Genomic DNA, 15,794 nt, shown 5'->3' with positions numbered 1-15,794 from the left:
CACCGTGCACGTAGTATTGGCGACTGCTGCGCCCGAGCGCGGACCGAGCCGAACGCAGCCTCGCAGGCTCGGCAGCTGCTACAAAGGATCTGATTCGGCTCAAGGGGCTTTATGTATTTTTTCGCTCGTCTGTCGGCGTTGATTGTTGCGGTGGTGTTGCTCAACGGTTGCGAACGACAGGACGCGCCAGCGCTCGATCAGCAACTCTACGTCTGGCAACGGCAATGGACACCGGCCCACGAAGCGGCGCTGAGGGACAGCCGTGCTGACTTTTCCACCCTGCGGGTGCTGGCCTTGCAGGCATTCCCCGAGGCAGGTTGGAGCCGGGCGCGGATTGATCCGGCGCTGCTCAAGCGTGATGGTCGGCCGCTGATCGCGGTGATTCGTCTCGACGGCCAACTCAAGTCGCTGGATCGGGACGAAGTCACCGCGCAGATCCTGCAGGTGCTCGGCGATTGGCAAGGGCAGGGACTGAATATATCCGGTGTGGAAATCGACCACGATGCCGGTAATGCTCGGCTACCGGCTTACGGTGAATTTCTTACGCACTTGCGCGCAGTCCTGCCGGCTTCTATTCCGCTGAGCATCACAGCATTGCCCGCCTGGCTCGACAGTCCCGAATTACCGGCGTTGTTATCCACAGTCGACAGCAGCGTGTTGCAGGTACACGCGGTGAGCGATCCGCGTCTTGGTTTGTTCGACCCGGATCAGGCCAGCAAATGGGCCAAGGCCTGGAACCGCATCACTTCCAAACCTTTCTATCTGGCGCTGCCGGCCTATGGTGTGGCGTTGTTGCCGGGCCGTGGTGCGCCGGTAGTGGAAAGCGAAGTGCCGATCGAACGGGGCGGCAAGCACCGGGAATTGCTCGCCGATCCGCGCCAGCTGAGCCGACTCGGGAGCGAATTGCGCAACGATCCACCGGCGCATCTGACAGGCCTGATCTGGTTTCGTCTGCCGCTGGCCAACGATCGCCGGGCCTGGAGCCTGACGACCCTGAGCGCCGTGGCGCGTGGCGATGCCCTCGACAGTCACCTGGCGCTGAAACTCTCTGAGCAAGAAGGCCTGTATGACATCAGCCTCAGCAATCAGGGCAACCTCGACAGCGCCTGGCCCGAACGCCTGACACTCGCGGTGCAGGGCTGCGATGGTGCCGATGCGCTGGCCGGTTATGCGTTGCAACAGCGTCCGGATCTGCTTACCTTCACCCGCCTGCGCGACGGTCGAATACCGGCCGGCGGGCAGCGCGCCATGGGTTGGGCTCGTTGCGCACATATTGATCAAGGAGGTTCGAATGTTGACCCGTAACTGGCCCCGCCATCTGCTTTGCCTGAGCCTCAGCCTGCCGCTGGGTTCGGCGCTGGCCTGCGGGCCGGACTTTCCGATGCGTCTGCTGGACAACCGCGGCCAGTCGCTGGCGGAACTGCCGGAAGGTAACTTCAGATTTGAAATCAGTCGCCTCGGGCATGCGGTCGCCGGGCTGAAGAACGTCACCGAAACCGCCTATAACATGGACGCGCCCGACTACGCAGAACAGCGGGATAAGGCTGAACAATCCGGTTTGACGGCTGAGCAGCAAGTGCTGGTGAAACAGTTACGCAGCCTGACTGATGCGCATGAGGTCGAGTTTCAGGGCGCGAGCCTTCCGGCTGAGCTCAAGCTCTATCTGGCCGGCGCGGTAGCATTCAATGCCGGTGATCATGGGCTGGCAGCCGAGTACTTACAGAAGGTGCTGGCATTGCCGGCGGATCAACGGGCATTGCGCAGCACTTGGGCGGCTTACTCGTTAGGTCGGGCGCTGTTTGCCATGAGCTCCGAAGCGGACGCGGGCCCTGATCTTTTGGCACAGTCTCGAAAGGCCTTCGAGCAGACCCGTCAACTGAGCATCGACGGCTTCAGTGATCCACTGGAACTCGGCGTCGCCAGCCTCGGTGAAGAGGCCCGCGTGGCCCGCACCGCCGGCGACTGGAACAGCGCCATCGAACTCTACGCCACGCAAAACCTTCAGGGTTCGGCGGTGGGTTACACCTCGCTGAAACTGTTGGTGGCCGACCTCGCGGCGATGCCTGACGATCAACTGGCCGAGTTGCTCAAGGGCAAACCGGTGCAGCAACTGGTGACGGCTTCGTTGATCAGCCGACTGGGCTGGTCATTCGGTGATCAACCGCCGAACGAATTGAAACTGATCAAATTGCTGCAAAACAGCACCCGCGGTAGCCTCGACAATGCTGATCGCCTGGCGGCGGTGAATTATCAACAGGGTGATTACGCCAGCGCCAAGGCGTTTCTCGAACACGCCGGTGATGGCGGACTGGCGTGGTGGCTGCGGGCCAAACTGGCCTTGCGCGATGGCGATAAAAACGCGGCTGCCGCAGCGTATGCCAAGGCTGCCCAGGCCTTCCCGCAGAACGAGTCGTGGGGTGAGCGGCGCACGCCAGACTGGGACTTCGAAACGCTTCAGCCCAAGTGCCGGGTTGAAGGAGAAAGCGCGATCCTGGCGCTGCAACGCGGAGATTATCTGCAAGCGTTCGATCAGCTTTATCGCAGTAAAGATATCTACTGGTTCGACGCAGCCACGGTGGCCGAGCGGGTGTTGACCGTCGATGAACTCAAGCAATACGTCGACACTCAAGTGCCGGCGCCGCCCCCTCTGACTCAGCAGGATCGCGATAACTACGTGCAATTACCGGTGGCGGCGAAACTGCGCAATTTGCTCGGGCGGCGCTTGCTGCGTGAAGAGCGGTACGACGAAGCGCCAGCCTATTTCGATAGCACCGATTTGCAGGCCAAGGCCAAGTGGTACGGGCAGTTGCGCCACGACGCCGAATCCAAATGGTGGCCGACCAAACGGGCATTCGCTTATTACCATGCCGCGACACTGGCCCGTTTCGATGGAATGGAGTTGTTGGGCTACGAGCTGTCCCCGGATTACGCCACCTTCGGCGGCAATTACAGTCTGGAAGCGCCCGAGCTCAAGGTCGGACCGCTGATGGCCGAGGGTGAAGTGCAGCGCCAGCAAGCCAGCGTGGCGCAACCCGATGAGCGTTTCCACTACCGTTTTGTCGCCACGGCGCTGGCGAGCAAGGCCGCTGATCATCTGCCCCAGAGCAGTCAGGCCTTTGCTGCGGTGCTGTGTTCGGCGGCGGGTTGGAACAGCAGCCTTGAAGAAGAAAGCGCCTTCTACCAACGCTATGTCAAAGAAGGGCCGTACGTGGATTGGGCGGTGAACTTCGGCCGCCAATGTCCTTACCCGGATTTCCCGAACGCTGACAAACGTTACGTAACCCAGGCATTGGACCCTGTTCGCTCGGCCTTGCGACCTTACAAAAAATGGCTGCAAGCGGGCGGCGTCGTGGTGTTTACAGCGATAACGCTGGTGCTGATCAATCGCCGCAAGCGCAAAGCGCTGACGTAATCATGCCTGTTGCACAAAGGTCAGCCGCACGGCGAAGCCGATCAACAGGCTGCCGAACAGCCACTGCTGCAGGCGCTGGGCCGAAGGACTGCGTTGCAGCCAACGGCCAAGCGCTGCGCCGGTCAGTGCGTAAGCGCTGTCGAATAACAACCCAACGCCAACCAACACCACGCCCAGGGTCGCAAATTGCGCGAGCACCGGCCCGGCGTGTGGATCGATGAACTGCGGCAGCAGCACCGAGCAGAACAGCAATGCTTTGGGGTTGAGCAGGTTGGTCAACAAACCGCGCTGGATCGCTGCACGCCAGCGAGGTTTTTCAGTGGTGGCATCTCCGTTCAAGTTCGGCAACATGGTGGTTCGCAGGCATTGAATGCCGATCCATAGCAGATACGCGGCCCCGGCCAGGCGTACCACGTCGAACGTCCAGGGCGCAGCCTTGAACAGTGCCGCCAACCCCAACGCTGCCAAGGCCACATGGCATCCTCGGGCAATGCCCAGACCCACCGCAGTCGCCAGCGCCGCGCCTTTGCCCTGACGGGCACCGGTTTGTAACAACAGGATCATGTCCGGGCCCGGCAACAGATAGACCACCGCCAACGCCATGAAAAACACCCAGAGTCCTGCCACGTTGCACCCCATTCGTTGTCGATTCGGTACGGCCAGTCTAGGGCTGAAGGGCAGGGTAGGTGGTTGCGTAGTTCGCTTCTAAAATGCTTCTGGTTGGCATAACCTGCCACTCAATTGCAGGTAAACCATCAGGATCTGCCAAACCATGAAACTCGACGCCTACGACCGCAAGATTCTCGCTGCGCTGCAACGGGACGGTCGCCTGAGCAACGTGCAACTGGCTGACGAGATCGGTCTGTCCGCCTCGCCTTGTTTGCGCCGGGTTCGAATGCTCGAAGAAGCCGGGGTCATACGCGGTTACCAGGCCAATCTGGATCACGACGAAGTAGGGCTTGGGCTGACGGTGTTTGTCGGGGTCAAGGTCGAGCGGCATAACGATGAGCAGGCCGAATCCTTTCGCTTGGCCGTGACGGCGTTACCCGAAGTGATTTCGGCTTTTCTGGTGTCAGGGGAATCGGATTTTCTGCTGCAAGTGGTGGTGCCGGACCTGCGTGCCTATGACCGTTTTCTTACGGGGCGCTTGCTGAAATTGCCGGGTGTGAGCGACATCCGCAGCAACTTTGCGATTCATACGGTGAAGACCCCGGGGGCGTTGCCGCTGGACCATTTACCGGCCTCCTAGGATTTAAGATCGTTCCCACGCTCTGCGTGGGAACGATCAGGGGCAACATCATCACATTTGAGTCGCCATCCCCTCCACATTCATCGCCGCCTGACGCAAGGCCTCGGAGCGGGTCGGGTGTGGATGGCAGGTCAGGGCAATGTCTTCGGCAGAGGCGCTGAACTCCATGGCCACACAGTATTCGCCAATCATTTCACTGACACTTGGACCCACCAGGTGCACGCCGAGAATCTCGTCGGTGCGCTCATCGGCCAGCACTTTGGCGAAGCCTTCGGTCTCGTGATTGATCTTTGCCCGGCTGTTGGCGGTGAAGGGAAACTTGCCGACTTTGTAGGCGCGGCCTTCGGCCTTGAGCTGTTCTTCGGTCTTGCCGACGCTTGCCAGTTCGGGCTTGGTGTAGATCACGTTGGGGATCAGGTCGTAGTTGACCTCGGCAGCCTTACCGACAATCTGCTCGATGCAGACCATGGCCTCGTCTTCGGCCTTGTGGGCGAGCATCGGCCCGGACGTGACGTCGCCGATCACCCAGATGCCAGCCGCTTCGGTGCGATGGCCCTTGTTGGCGAGCATACCGCGCTTGTCCGTGGCGAGGCCGACGTTTTCCAGCCCCAGGCCTTGGGTGTAAGGCCGGCGGCCGATGGATACCAGCACGTAATCCGCTTCAAGCAGTTCGGCGGTACCACCAGCCGCGGGCTCGACGCTGAGCTGAACACCGGTCGCGGAGGTTGTGGCGCTGGTGACTTTGGAACTCAATTTGAAGTTGATGCCCTGTTTACTCAACGAACGTTGCAGGGTTTTGCCGGCCTCACCATCCACACCGGGGCAGATCCGGTCGAGAAACTCGACCACGGTCACCTGAGCGCCCAAACGCCGCCACACCGAACCCAGCTCCAGGCCGATCACCCCGGCCCCGATCACCACTAGATGCTTGGGCACTTCAGTCAGTGACAGCGCGCCCGTCGAATCGAGGATGCGTTTGTTGTCGATGTCCACACCGGGCAGGGGAGTGGGCTCAGAGCCGGTGGCGATGATGATGTTCTTGGTGTTCAGTTCGGTCTTGCCGCCCTGGCTGTCGGTCACGGTCACTTTGCCGGGCCCGTCGATGTGACCCCAACCCTTGACCCAATGGACTTTGTTTTTGCGAAACAGAAACTCGATGCCCTTGGTCAACCCGGCAACGCTTTCATCCTTTTGTTTCATCATCTGCGCAAGATTGAGTGTGGGTTTGACTTCAATCCCCAGGTTGGCGAATTCCGCGCCCATGGCGGCGTCGTAGAGTTCGGAGGCGTGCAGCAGCGCTTTTGACGGCATGCAACCGACGTTCAAGCAGGTGCCGCCGAGCGTGGCGCGTCCTTCTACGCAAACCGCTCTGAGGCCCAACTGACCGGCGCGGATCGCCGCGTTATAACCACCGGGGCCTCCGCCCAGAATCACGACGTCATAGATGCTCATGGTTGTACTCCTGGAGTGAACGGGGACCGGAATGGGTAAACGTAGTCCTTAGGTAAAATTACGAACGTAATATGTGCGTTCCGCAGCATTTCGGTCAAGGCTTCAGCCAAGCGACAGGTTGAGCGCCTTTAGATACAGCATTTAAGAACGGAAATTTCACGGCTTTCGTTATATCGTAACGAATTGCGATATGAGCAACGATAAACACTGGGGTGGTATGCAAGTCGATCTCGATGTCGATGGGACGCAAGTAGCCGGGCTGCCGCGTTTCCAGCAGGCGGTTTTTCAAGGGCGACGATTGCGTCAGTTCGCAATCGGTCTGGGCGCTCTGGCGGCGGCAGGTTGGTTGCTGGCGTTTTTTGTCGGGCTGTTTGCGCCGCAGTCGCTCTGGCCCGCGTTGCTGGTCAATCAGAGCGCCGGTTTGCTGGTGCTGGTCGCCGGTTTGCAATCGGCCTGGTGGGTGACGCAGTGGCGCGCGCGGGCGTTGAACCCGGTTGTGCAGGTCGTCGTTGCTGACGAAGTCGTTGCCCCGGTGGGCTGGTACGAACAGCTGCTGGATCGGCTCAGCCAGCGATGGCTGCGAATGCTGGTGCAGATCGGCGCCCCGACGCTGTGGCTCGCGGGTTGGTCGCTGGTGACGTTGTTGAGCATCGAACAAGTCTGGAACCTTGCACTGCCGCCAACCGCACTGGGAGTGTCGGCCAGTGTCGGTGCGGCGCTGTCGCTGTTGCTGGCCTTCGGTTTGTTGGTGTTGGAGCGTCAACTGGCGCAGGAAAACGTCGCCCAATGGCCCGAAGCAGCGTCGTTGGCGCAGCTGACACGGGTGGCGATCATTGGCCTGGTGCTCAGCGCTTTGTGTCTGTTGTTCGGTAGCGAAACTTCAATCTGGCCGGTGCGTCTGGCGGTGCTGATGGGTTTGCTGCCAGGGTTGGTCGCCGCCGAGCTGCTGTTGCGCGCCCTACTGTCGTTGTTCAGTCCGCAGCGCGAACAACTCGAACCTGCCTTGCTGGCGCGCAGCTTCGTCGCCGACATGCTGCGCTGGCCGCCGCAACCCTTGTTGGCGTTGCAGCACGAATTGCACAACCGCTTCGGCATCGACCTGCGGCAAATCTGGGCCTTCACTTACATGCGTCGGGCGTTTTTTCCGGTGCTGATGGTGGTGGCAGTTGTCGGTTGGTCACTCACGGGCATTCACGAAATTCCCATGCAAGGGCGAGGCATCTACGAGCGATTCGGCAAACCGGTGGAGGTATTTGGTCCTGGTTTGCACGCAGGTTTGCCCTGGCCTCTGGGCCGAGTGTTGAGCGTCGAAAACGGTGTGGTCCACGAGTTGGCCACCAGTGTTGGCGACACACCGGCGCCGGTCGTGGCCGAACCCGCCGAAGGCCCGGCGCCCGCGATTGCAAACCGCTTGTGGGACGCCAGCCATGTGAATGACAAATCCCAAGTCATTGCCAGCAGCCGAGCCGACAAGCAGAGCTTCCAGATCGTCAACATGGACGTGCGTTTCGTCTATCGCATTGGCCTGAGCGATCAAGCGGCGTTGGCCGCAACCTACAACAGCGCCGACGTTCCGACGCTGATCCGCAGCACCGCCAGCCGGATTCTGGTTCATGACTTCGCTTCGCGTACCCTCGACGGGTTACTTGGCGAGGACAGGGTAGGGCTCGCCGAAGAGATTGGTCGCGCGGTACAGGCCGACTTGCAGAAACTCGACAGCGGCGTGGAAATTCTCGCCACCGTGGTCGAGGCAATTCATCCACCGGCCGGTGCCGCCAATGCTTATCACGGCGTTCAGGCTGCGCAGATTGGCGCCCAGGCATTGATTTCCCGCGAGCGCGGTGCGGCGGCGGAAGCCACCAACCAGGCGCAATTGCAGGCCAGCATCGCACGCGATCAAGCGACGGCCAGCGCTCGTGAAATCAACGCCACTGCCCAAGCGGCTGACTTGAGATTCGGCGCCGAGCAAAAGGCCTACGCCAGCGCCGGCCAGGCTTTCGTGCTGGAGCAGTACTTCAGCCAACTGTCCCAGGGCTTGGCCAATGCCAGGTTGCTGGTGCTCGATCATCGTCTGGGCGGCAGCAGTAACGCGCCGACCATCGACCTCCGTACATTCACGCTGCCGGCTGACCCTGCGCCGGCGCGTAAAACCGCTCAGCCAGGAGCTGCCAATTGAGCCAGTCGCACACTCACGATCACGATGACCATACTGGCCACGATCATGGCCATGGCGGGCATCACCACGGCCATCACCATCACGGTGATCCGCAAGAAGCTGGCCCGTTCCCGTGGCGGCGAATGGGCTGGGCAGCGTTGCTGGTGGCGTTCGCCATTGCGGCAGCGAGCCTGGTGCAGGTGCGTTCGGGGGAGGCCACAGTGATCACGCGTTTTGGTAATCCGTCGCGGGTATTGCTGGAACCAGGTCTTGGCTGGCGTTGGCCTGCTCCTTTTGAAGCGGCCATTCCTGTCGATCTGCGACTGCGCACAACCTCGAGTGGTTTGCAGGATGTAGGGACGCGGGACGGTTTGCGCATCATCGTTCAGGCTTACGTGGCCTGGCAGGTTCAGGGTGATCCGGACAACGTGCAACGCTTCATGCGCGCCGTACAGAATCAGCCGGACGAAGCAGCGCGGCAAATTCGCACGTTTGTGGGTTCGGCGCTGGAAACCACGGCCAGCAGTTTTGACTTGGCTAACCTGGTGAACACCGACGCCAACAAAGTACACATCGCTGATTTTGAAGCGCAGTTGCGTCAGCAAATCGATCAGCAGTTGCTTACGACTTATGGTGTACGGGTGCTGCAGGTCGGCGTCGAGCGTCTGACCTTGCCGTCGGTTACCCTCACCGCTACGGTCGATCGCATGCGTGCCGAGCGTGAAACAATCGCCACCGAACGCACGGCCATCGGTAAGCGCGAAGCGGCGCAAATCCGTTCTGCCGCCGAGCGTGATGCACGAATCGTACAAGCCGATGCCACGGTGAAAGCTGCCGATATCGAAGCTCAATCGCGCGTTGAAGCCGCGCAGATTTATGGTCGCGCCTATGCCGGGTCACCGCAGCTCTACAACCTGCTGCGCTCCCTCGACACACTGGGCACTATCGTCACGCCTGGCACCAAACTGATTCTGCGCACCGACGCCGCGCCATTCCGGGTGTTGGTTGACGGTCCGCCGACCCTCGATAACAAGTCCGGGTCGCAGCCATGAAATTAGTTCCACGTGGAACAAATGAGTTAAGCAGTCCCTGGATTCAGGCTGGGCGATTGGCTTTTTTGGCCCTTTACGCCGTGACGGTACTGGCCGCATTGGTGTGGGCATTTTCCAATGTGCGGCAGATCGATCCGCAAAATCGCGCGGTGGTTTTGCACTTCGGCGCACTGGATCGCATCCAGAATGCCGGCCTGCTATTGGCCTGGCCCCGTCCGTTTGAGCAGGTGATTTTGTTGCCCGCGGCGGATCGGGTGATTGAGCGTCGGGTGGAAAACCTGCTGCGCACAGATGCCGCGTTGCAGGCAGACCGTGTGGCGAGTTTCGCCACACCGATCAGCGATGCACTCGCCGGCTCCGGTTATTTGCTCACCGGCGACGCGGGTGCTGTGCAACTGGATGTGCGTGTTTTCTACAAAGTCACCAAGCCGTATGCCTTCGTTCTTCAAGGCGAACATGTGTTACCAGCATTGGATCGATTGGTGACTCGCAGCGCGGTGATCCTCACTGCCGCACGAGATCTGGACACTATTCTGGTCGCTCGACCGGAGCTGATCGGCGCCGATAGTCAGGCTGCTGAACGCCGCGAACGGTTGCGCGGTGATCTGGTGCAAGCCATCAATCAGCGCCTGGCTGACCTGACCGCGACCGGGCAGGGGTTAGGCATTGAAGTGACACGAGTCGACGTGCAATCGAGTCTGCCCGGCCCGGCGGTCAACGCCTTCAACGCTGTTCTGACCGCCAGTCAACAAGCCGACAAAGCTGTGGCCAATGCTCGCACTGAAGCCGAGAAACTGAGTCAGACCGCCAACGAACAAGCCGATCGCACGCTGCAAGTCGCTCACGCCCAAGCGAGCGAACGTCTGGCCAAAGCCTCCGCCGACACCGCCACCGTATTGAGCCTGGCGAAGGCGCAGCAACAGGGCACCGACCCGCAAATGTTGCTGCGCATCTACCGCGAGCGGATGCCGAAGATTCTCGGTCAGGCCGGTTCGGTGACCACGGTCAACCCGAAAGACGATTCCCGCCTGATCATTCAGGGAGCTGCACAATGACCACCCAAACCGCCGCCGCACCGAGCATGTTGTCCTCGGCTGAACAACGCAGCGCCGCCCGCCAATTGACCTTGGCTATGCTCGCTTTGGGCTTGCTCGCGCTCGGCCTGACCTGGCGCTGGTTGTCGCCGGAGCAGACGGGCGTCAGTCAATTGCTGCTGGGCTTTGCTTCGTTATTGGTGGCCGTGCCCGTGATGCGTTCGGCCTGGTACAGCCTGCGTTATCCGAGCCTGCACGGGATCACTGATCAATTGATCGCCCTGGCCATGCTCGGGGCGTGGGCCACGGGTGATCTGCTGACCGCGGCGTTGCTGCCAATCATCATGATCTTCGGCCACGTGCTGGAAGAGCGCAGCGTGATCGGTTCCCAGGAGGCGATTCGCGCCCTCGGTAAACTGACGCGCAGCCACGCGCGCAAAGTTCAGGCCGATGGCTCCATAGTCGAAGTCGATAACGGCACACTCAAGGCCGGCGACCTCGTCGAGGTGCGCGCGGGTGATCGGGTACCGGGGGATGGTCGGGTGTTGTCCGGTCAGGCGAGCCTGGACACCGCATCGATTACTGGCGAATCGGTGCCGATGGAGGCGGGCGTCGGCATGCAAGTCTTCGGCGGCGCGATCAACCTCGACGGTCTGCTGCGTATTGAAGTGACTCGCACCGGTAATGAGTCGACCCTCGGCAAAGTCATTGCGCTGATGCAAAGTGCCGAGCGCTCCAAACCACCGATCACGCGTTTGCTGGAACGCTACGCCGGCAGCTACATGGTGCTGGTGTTGCTGCTGGCCGCCGTGACCTGGTTCGTCACTAACGATGCCCAGGCCATGCTCGCGGTGTTGGTGGCGGCCTGTCCTTGCGCGCTGGTGTTGTCGGCACCGGCCACGGCGATTGCCGGTGTGGCGGTGGCGGCTCGTCACGGGATTCTGATTCGCAGCTCCGCGTTCCTCGAAGAGTTGGCAGACCTGACGTCGCTGGTGGTCGACAAGACCGGGACCCTGACTTTCGGCACCTTGCGTTTGCAATCCATCGACAGTCCGCTCGAGGATCGCAGCTACGTCCTTAAGCTCGCTGCCAGCCTCGGTTCTGCCAGCAGTCATCCGGTCAGCCGCGCGCTCGCCGGGTTAGTCACTCAGGAACATTTTCTGCTGCTCTCCGACATTCACGAACGTCAGGGGCTGGGCGTGGTGGCGATGACGGAGCAGGGCGAGGCGGCGCTCGGTCGTCCGGAGCTATTTGCGCAATTGGGTATCGCCACTTCAAGTGTTCCCGACCACGATGGCCCGATTGCCGGGCTGGCGCTCAACGGTGAATTCCTCGCCTGGCTGTTGCTGGCCGACAGCGTCAAACCCGAGGCTCGATTTGCCTTGAGCGAGCTACGTGAGTTGGGGTTGGGCCGGCAGTTGCTGCTGACAGGTGATCGGCAAAGCGTCGCGCGCACATTGGCGCGAGATGTCGGGATCAGCGACGTTGAAGCTCAAGCCTTGCCCGAGGACAAACTCAATCGCGTGCTGAAGGAAATCGGCAGCGGCTTCCGGCCGATGGTCGTGGGAGATGGGATCAACGATTCGCTGGCGCTCAAGGCCGGTGTGGTCGGCGTAGCCATGGGCGCGGGCGGGGCGGACATCGCGCTGGCTTCGGCCGATATCGTCCTGATCGGTAGCGACCTGCGTCGACTCGGCACGTGTGTGCGCTTGAGTCGCCAGTGCCGGCACACGTTGCAGGTTAACGTGATCATCGGTCTGGGCTGGACGCTGGCGATTGTCGCCTTCGCCGCCTTCGGCTGGCTCGGTGCTGCGGGCGCGATGATTGCTGCGCTGTTGCACAACTTCAGCACGTTGCTGGTGTTGGGTAACGCCGGGCGTTTACTGCGTTTTCAGGAACCATTGCTCAAGCTTGAGGATGAAGATTGAGTACGCCTGGTGAATGCTCTAAACAGCGCGATCACGGGGGATTTCAAGTTTTCAGAACTGTACGACGAATTCGTAGTCATCTAGGTGAGGGTAATCAATTTTGTGAATTCGCGACGGTGGGTTCGAGCGTTACGAATCATAGAAAAGGGCTATTAATTCGGTAGCCAACTATTTTTCATGGATGGTCTACCCTCACATCAGACGTCTGAAACTAGAGGGACTATCCATGCTCGCGCACCTTCCTCCGGCCTTACAGAATCTGCAGATACCGCTACGCCTGCGACTCTGGGACGGCCATGAATTCAACCTGGGGCCGACGCCTAGCGTCACAATTGTGGTCAAGGACCCACAAATGGTTACCCAGTTCACTCATCCAAGCCTGGACGCGCTCGGAGCGGCGTTTGTCGAAGGTAAACTTGAGCTGGAAGGCTCCATCAGCGACGTGATCCGCGTCTGCGATGAGTGGAGCCAGGCGTTGCTCGGTGATCAAGACAGCCAGCCAGTGCGCACCGCTCACGATAAAGAAGCAGACGCCAAGGCGATTTCCTACCACTACGACCTTTCCAATGCGTTTTATCAGCTGTGGCTCGACAGTGACATGGCGTATTCCTGCGCCTATTTCGAGACTGGCAGTGAAACGCTGGAGCAAGCCCAACAAGCCAAATTCCGCCACTTGTGCCGCAAGCTACGGCTGCAACCAGGGGAATACTTGCTGGATGTCGGTTGCGGATGGGGCGGGCTGGCACGGTATGCCGCCCGGGAGTTTGGCGCGAAGGTGTTCGGGATCACGCTCAGTAAAGAGCAACTGGCACTCGCCCGTGAACGGGTGACTGCCGAAGGCCTGGACGATCTGGTCGAACTGCAACTGCTCGACTACCGCGACCTGCCTCAGGACGGACGCTTCGACAAAGTGGTCAGTGTCGGCATGTTCGAACACGTTGGTCATGCCAATCTGGCCGAGTACTGCAAGACCTTGTTCGGGGCGGTGAAAGAGGGTGGCCTGGTGATGAACCACGGGATCACCGCCAAGCGCATCGACGGCCGTCCAGTGGGGCGCGGTGCCGGTGAATTCATCGGGAAGTTTGTGTTCCCAAATGGCGAGTTGCCGCACCTGTCGATGATCTCTGCCGAGATCAGCGAAGCTGGGCTGGAGATTGTCGACGTCGAGAGTCTGCGGCTGCACTACGCGCGTACGCTGGACCATTGGAGCGAACGCCTGGAAGACAATCTGGAAGCAGCTTCCCGGCTGGTGCCAGAGCAAGCCTTACGGATCTGGCGGCTGTACCTGGCGGGATGCGCTTATGCGTTCGCCAAGGGCTGGATCAACTTGCACCAGATTCTCGCGGTGAAAGCCCACCCCGATGGCAGCCATGAATTGCCATGGACGCGAGACGATATCTACAACCCTTAAAGTATCGGTGAAATAAGCCGGGCGACCCGCATGCCGACCTGTTGCAGGCGGCGGGTCTCCCGGCTTTCTTCTTTGGCGATCTCGTGAGCCTGGGCGAAGTCATCATTGAGCATCTGTTCTACTTCGGCGGCAAACGCGCTGTCGACCGTCAACAACATCACTTCAAAATTCAGCCGGAACGATCGGTTGTCCAGATTGGCACTGCCAATGGCGCTGATTTCGCTGTCGATCAACACCACTTTCTGATGCAGGAAACCGGGCTCGTAGCGGAACACCCGCACGCCAGCGCGCACGGCTTCGAAGGCATAAAGGCTGGAGGCGGCGTAGACGATTCGATGGTCCGGTCGAGAGGGCAGCAGCAGCCGCACATCCACGCCACGCAGAACCGCCAGCCTTAGCGCAGCGAACACAGCTTCATCGGGGATGAAATAAGGGCTGGTGATCCATACCCGCTCGGTTGCCGCGTGGATGGCTTCGACGAAGAATAACGAACAGGTTTCGTAGGAATCCGCCGGACCGCTGGCTAGCAATTGGCAGAGCACGCCATCGTCTGGGTAAACGTCCGGCAGGATCAGCGGCGGCAATGAGCGGGCGGCCCAAAACCAGTCTTCAGCAAACGATTCCTGCATGCAGGCCACCACCGGCCCGCGTACTTGCACATGGGTATCGCGCCACGGCGACAGGGGCGGTTTCTCGCCCATGTACTCGTCGCCGACGTTGTGCCCACCGACGAAACCCAATACGCCATCGACCACCACAATCTTGCGGTGGTTGCGGAAGTTGACCTGGAAGCGGTTGAGCCAGCCGCTGCGGGTCGCAAAGGCTTTGACCTCGACGCCGGCATCGCGCAGCGGCTGCACGTAACTGTGAGGCAGGGAATGGCTGCCGATGCGGTCGTACAATAAATAAACCGCCACGCCTTCGGCGGCTTTCTGCAGCAGCAAGGTTTGCAGTCGTTGGCCGAGGCGATCGTCGTGGATAATGAAAAACTGAATCAGCACCGCTTCCTTCGCGTTGCTGATGGCTTCAAAAATGGCATTGAAGGTGGCTTGGCCGTCGATCAGCAAACGCACTTCGTTGTTCGCCAGGCACGGCATACGCCCCAGTTTCGGCATGGCCCTCAAGGACGCGTAAGCATTTGAGGCGCGAGCGGTCAGCGCCTCTTCTACCCAGGGGCGCCAGTTGAGCTCGGAGATCGCCTTGCGCATTTCTTCGTTGGCCTGGCGTCGAGCATTGATGTAGCCATCGAAGGTACTGCGGCCGAAGACAAGATAGGGGATGAGCGTGAGGTAGGGGATAAACAGCAACGACAGGGCCCAGGCGATCGATCCCTGGGCGGTCCGGACGGTGAGCACGGCGTGGATGGCAGCGATCAGGCCCAACGTGTGAAGCAGTGCAATCATGTAGCCGAAAATATGCGGTCCAAAGTAATCCATGGGGGCAGCCTTGCTCCTGAAGATTCAATGCTTAACAGACCATGTTCCGTGCAGAATGTCGCTATTTAATTGGCCCATGAACCGAAGCCACTGGCTGACGTCTAACGGCCACAACTGATCAGGAGTTACTCGATGAACGTTCGTCTGCTGGGTTTGGCCATGGCTGTTGGTTTGTCACTTCCTGTGGCTGCTCAGGCGCAGATGCTGCAGCCCGGGTTGTGGGAATTGACCACAAGCAACATGAAGGTCGATGACCAGAACCTCCCGGATTTGCAGCTGATCCTTGGCCAGTTGCAGGGCCAGATGACCCCGGCACAGCGTGCGCAGCTGGAGAAGCAGGGCATCACCATGGGCGGCAAGGGGATTCGGGCTTGCCTGACGCCAGAACAGGTGAAGAGCGACGACATTCCGCTGACCGATCCACAGTCGGGCTGCAAGCAGGAAATCACTGACCGCAGCGGGAATCAGTGGAAATTCCGCTTCAGCTGTCCGAAAGCGCAGGGCACTGGTGTCGCCACTTTCCTCAGTGATCGTGAGTTCACCACCAAGGTTAATGGCACGTTCAACGCCACCGGCATTCAGCAGAAAGGCAGCCTCGATAGCCGCGCCGTGTGGTTGGGGCAGGATTGCGGGACCGTTAAACCAAGAGCTTAAAGCCCGCCAGC

General features: G+C 60.3%; 12 protein-coding genes. 9 read left to right on the top strand and 3 right to left on the bottom strand.

All coding sequences use genetic code 11. The annotated features are described in order from the left end of the window. Positions 1–111: 111 nt before the first annotated feature. Entirely contained in the window at positions 112–1,305 is a 1,194-nt protein-coding gene (locus tag ACMXYI_RS06835; RefSeq protein ID WP_415772388.1) for a DUF3142 domain-containing protein, read from the top strand. After that, entirely contained in the window at positions 1,292–3,412 is a 2,121-nt protein-coding gene (locus ACMXYI_RS06830; protein ID WP_415772387.1) for a hypothetical protein, read from the top strand. Before ACMXYI_RS06835 ends, ACMXYI_RS06830 begins: the two co-directional genes overlap by 14 nt. On the opposite strand, the gene ACMXYI_RS06825 is transcribed toward ACMXYI_RS06830, so the two are convergent. Further along, positions 3,413–4,039 (bottom strand): LysE family translocator, encoded by a 627-nt coding sequence (locus ACMXYI_RS06825; protein ID WP_415772386.1) that lies wholly within the window; start codon positions 4,037–4,039, stop codon positions 3,413–3,415. Positions 4,040–4,184: 145 nt separating this feature from the next. Here ACMXYI_RS06825 and ACMXYI_RS06820 point away from each other — a divergent pair, with 145 nt between their 5' ends. Then, a complete protein-coding gene (locus tag ACMXYI_RS06820; RefSeq protein ID WP_415772385.1) occupies positions 4,185–4,661 on the top strand; it encodes an Lrp/AsnC family transcriptional regulator in 477 nt (158 codons plus the stop codon). A 51-nt stretch (positions 4,662–4,712) separates the two neighbouring features. Here the strand turns inward: ACMXYI_RS06820 and lpdA are convergent, their stop codons facing one another. Continuing rightward, positions 4,713–6,113, bottom strand: coding sequence for a dihydrolipoyl dehydrogenase (lpdA, locus tag ACMXYI_RS06815; protein WP_415772383.1), 1,401 nt, complete (start codon positions 6,111–6,113; stop codon positions 4,713–4,715). Positions 6,114–6,330: 217 nt separating this feature from the next. On the opposite strand from lpdA, the gene hflK (ACMXYI_RS06810) reads away from it, so the two are divergent. From hflK (ACMXYI_RS06810) to cfaB, 5 genes are all read left to right on the top strand, one after another. Beyond that, positions 6,331–8,289 carry a protease modulator HflK gene (gene hflK / locus ACMXYI_RS06810; RefSeq protein WP_415773872.1) on the top strand — a complete coding sequence of 653 codons (1,959 nt, stop codon included), beginning with the start codon at positions 6,331–6,333 and terminating at the stop codon, positions 8,287–8,289. Next, positions 8,286–9,320, top strand: a complete 1,035-nt coding sequence (gene hflC, locus ACMXYI_RS06805) for a protease modulator HflC (RefSeq protein WP_415772382.1) — start codon at positions 8,286–8,288, stop codon at positions 9,318–9,320. Before hflK (ACMXYI_RS06810) ends, hflC begins: the two co-directional genes overlap by 4 nt. Then, positions 9,317–10,375 carry a protease modulator HflK gene (hflK, locus tag ACMXYI_RS06800; protein ID WP_415772381.1) on the top strand — a complete coding sequence of 353 codons (1,059 nt, stop codon included), beginning with the start codon at positions 9,317–9,319 and terminating at the stop codon, positions 10,373–10,375. The genes hflC and hflK (ACMXYI_RS06800) overlap by 4 nt, the downstream gene beginning before the upstream one ends. Further along, positions 10,372–12,282, top strand: coding sequence for a cation-translocating P-type ATPase (locus ACMXYI_RS06795; protein ID WP_415772380.1), 1,911 nt, complete (start codon positions 10,372–10,374; stop codon positions 12,280–12,282). Before hflK (ACMXYI_RS06800) ends, ACMXYI_RS06795 begins: the two co-directional genes overlap by 4 nt. 226 nt (positions 12,283–12,508) lie before the next feature. Further along, entirely contained in the window at positions 12,509–13,693 is a 1,185-nt protein-coding gene (gene cfaB / locus ACMXYI_RS06790; protein ID WP_415772379.1) for a C17 cyclopropane fatty acid synthase CfaB, read from the top strand. Here the strand turns inward: cfaB and cls are convergent. Beyond that, positions 13,690–15,129, bottom strand: a complete 1,440-nt coding sequence (gene cls, locus ACMXYI_RS06785; RefSeq protein WP_415772378.1) for a cardiolipin synthase — start codon at positions 15,127–15,129, stop codon at positions 13,690–13,692. The genes cfaB and cls overlap by 4 nt on opposite strands. A 132-nt stretch (positions 15,130–15,261) precedes the next feature. On the opposite strand from cls, the gene ACMXYI_RS06780 reads away from it, so the two are divergent. Further along, a complete protein-coding gene (locus ACMXYI_RS06780; protein WP_415772377.1) occupies positions 15,262–15,783 on the top strand; it encodes a DUF3617 domain-containing protein in 522 nt (173 codons plus the stop codon). Positions 15,784–15,794 lie beyond the last annotated feature (11 nt).

Origin of the sequence: Pseudomonas lyxosi (genome assembly GCF_047758685.1) — a bacterium.
GTDB classification, from domain to species: Bacteria; Pseudomonadota; Gammaproteobacteria; order Pseudomonadales; family Pseudomonadaceae; genus Aquipseudomonas; species Aquipseudomonas lyxosi.
The sequence above is the reverse complement of the archived record's forward strand: the minus strand, read 5'-3'. Positions and strand labels throughout refer to the sequence as shown.

Excerpts from the sequence above, each read along its gene's own strand:
- ACMXYI_RS06835 (WP_415772388.1), top strand. The coding sequence starts at position 112 with ATGTATTTTTTCGCTCGTCTGTCGGCGTTGATTGTTGCGGTGGTGTTG.
- hflK (WP_415772381.1), top strand. The coding sequence starts at position 9,317 with ATGAAATTAGTTCCACGTGGAACAAATGAGTTAAGCAGTCCCTGGATT.
- ACMXYI_RS06820 (WP_415772385.1), top strand. The coding sequence starts at position 4,185 with ATGAAACTCGACGCCTACGACCGCAAGATTCTCGCTGCGCTGCAACGG.
- ACMXYI_RS06795 (WP_415772380.1), top strand. The coding sequence starts at position 10,372 with ATGACCACCCAAACCGCCGCCGCACCGAGCATGTTGTCCTCGGCTGAA.
- ACMXYI_RS06830 (WP_415772387.1), top strand. The coding sequence starts at position 1,292 with ATGTTGACCCGTAACTGGCCCCGCCATCTGCTTTGCCTGAGCCTCAGC.
- cfaB (WP_415772379.1), top strand. The coding sequence starts at position 12,509 with ATGCTCGCGCACCTTCCTCCGGCCTTACAGAATCTGCAGATACCGCTA.
- ACMXYI_RS06780 (WP_415772377.1), top strand. The coding sequence starts at position 15,262 with ATGAACGTTCGTCTGCTGGGTTTGGCCATGGCTGTTGGTTTGTCACTT.
- cls (WP_415772378.1), bottom strand. The coding sequence starts at position 15,129 with ATGGATTACTTTGGACCGCATATTTTCGGCTACATGATTGCACTGCTT.
- hflK (WP_415773872.1), top strand. The coding sequence starts at position 6,331 with ATGCAAGTCGATCTCGATGTCGATGGGACGCAAGTAGCCGGGCTGCCG.
- lpdA (WP_415772383.1), bottom strand. The coding sequence starts at position 6,113 with ATGAGCATCTATGACGTCGTGATTCTGGGCGGAGGCCCCGGTGGTTAT.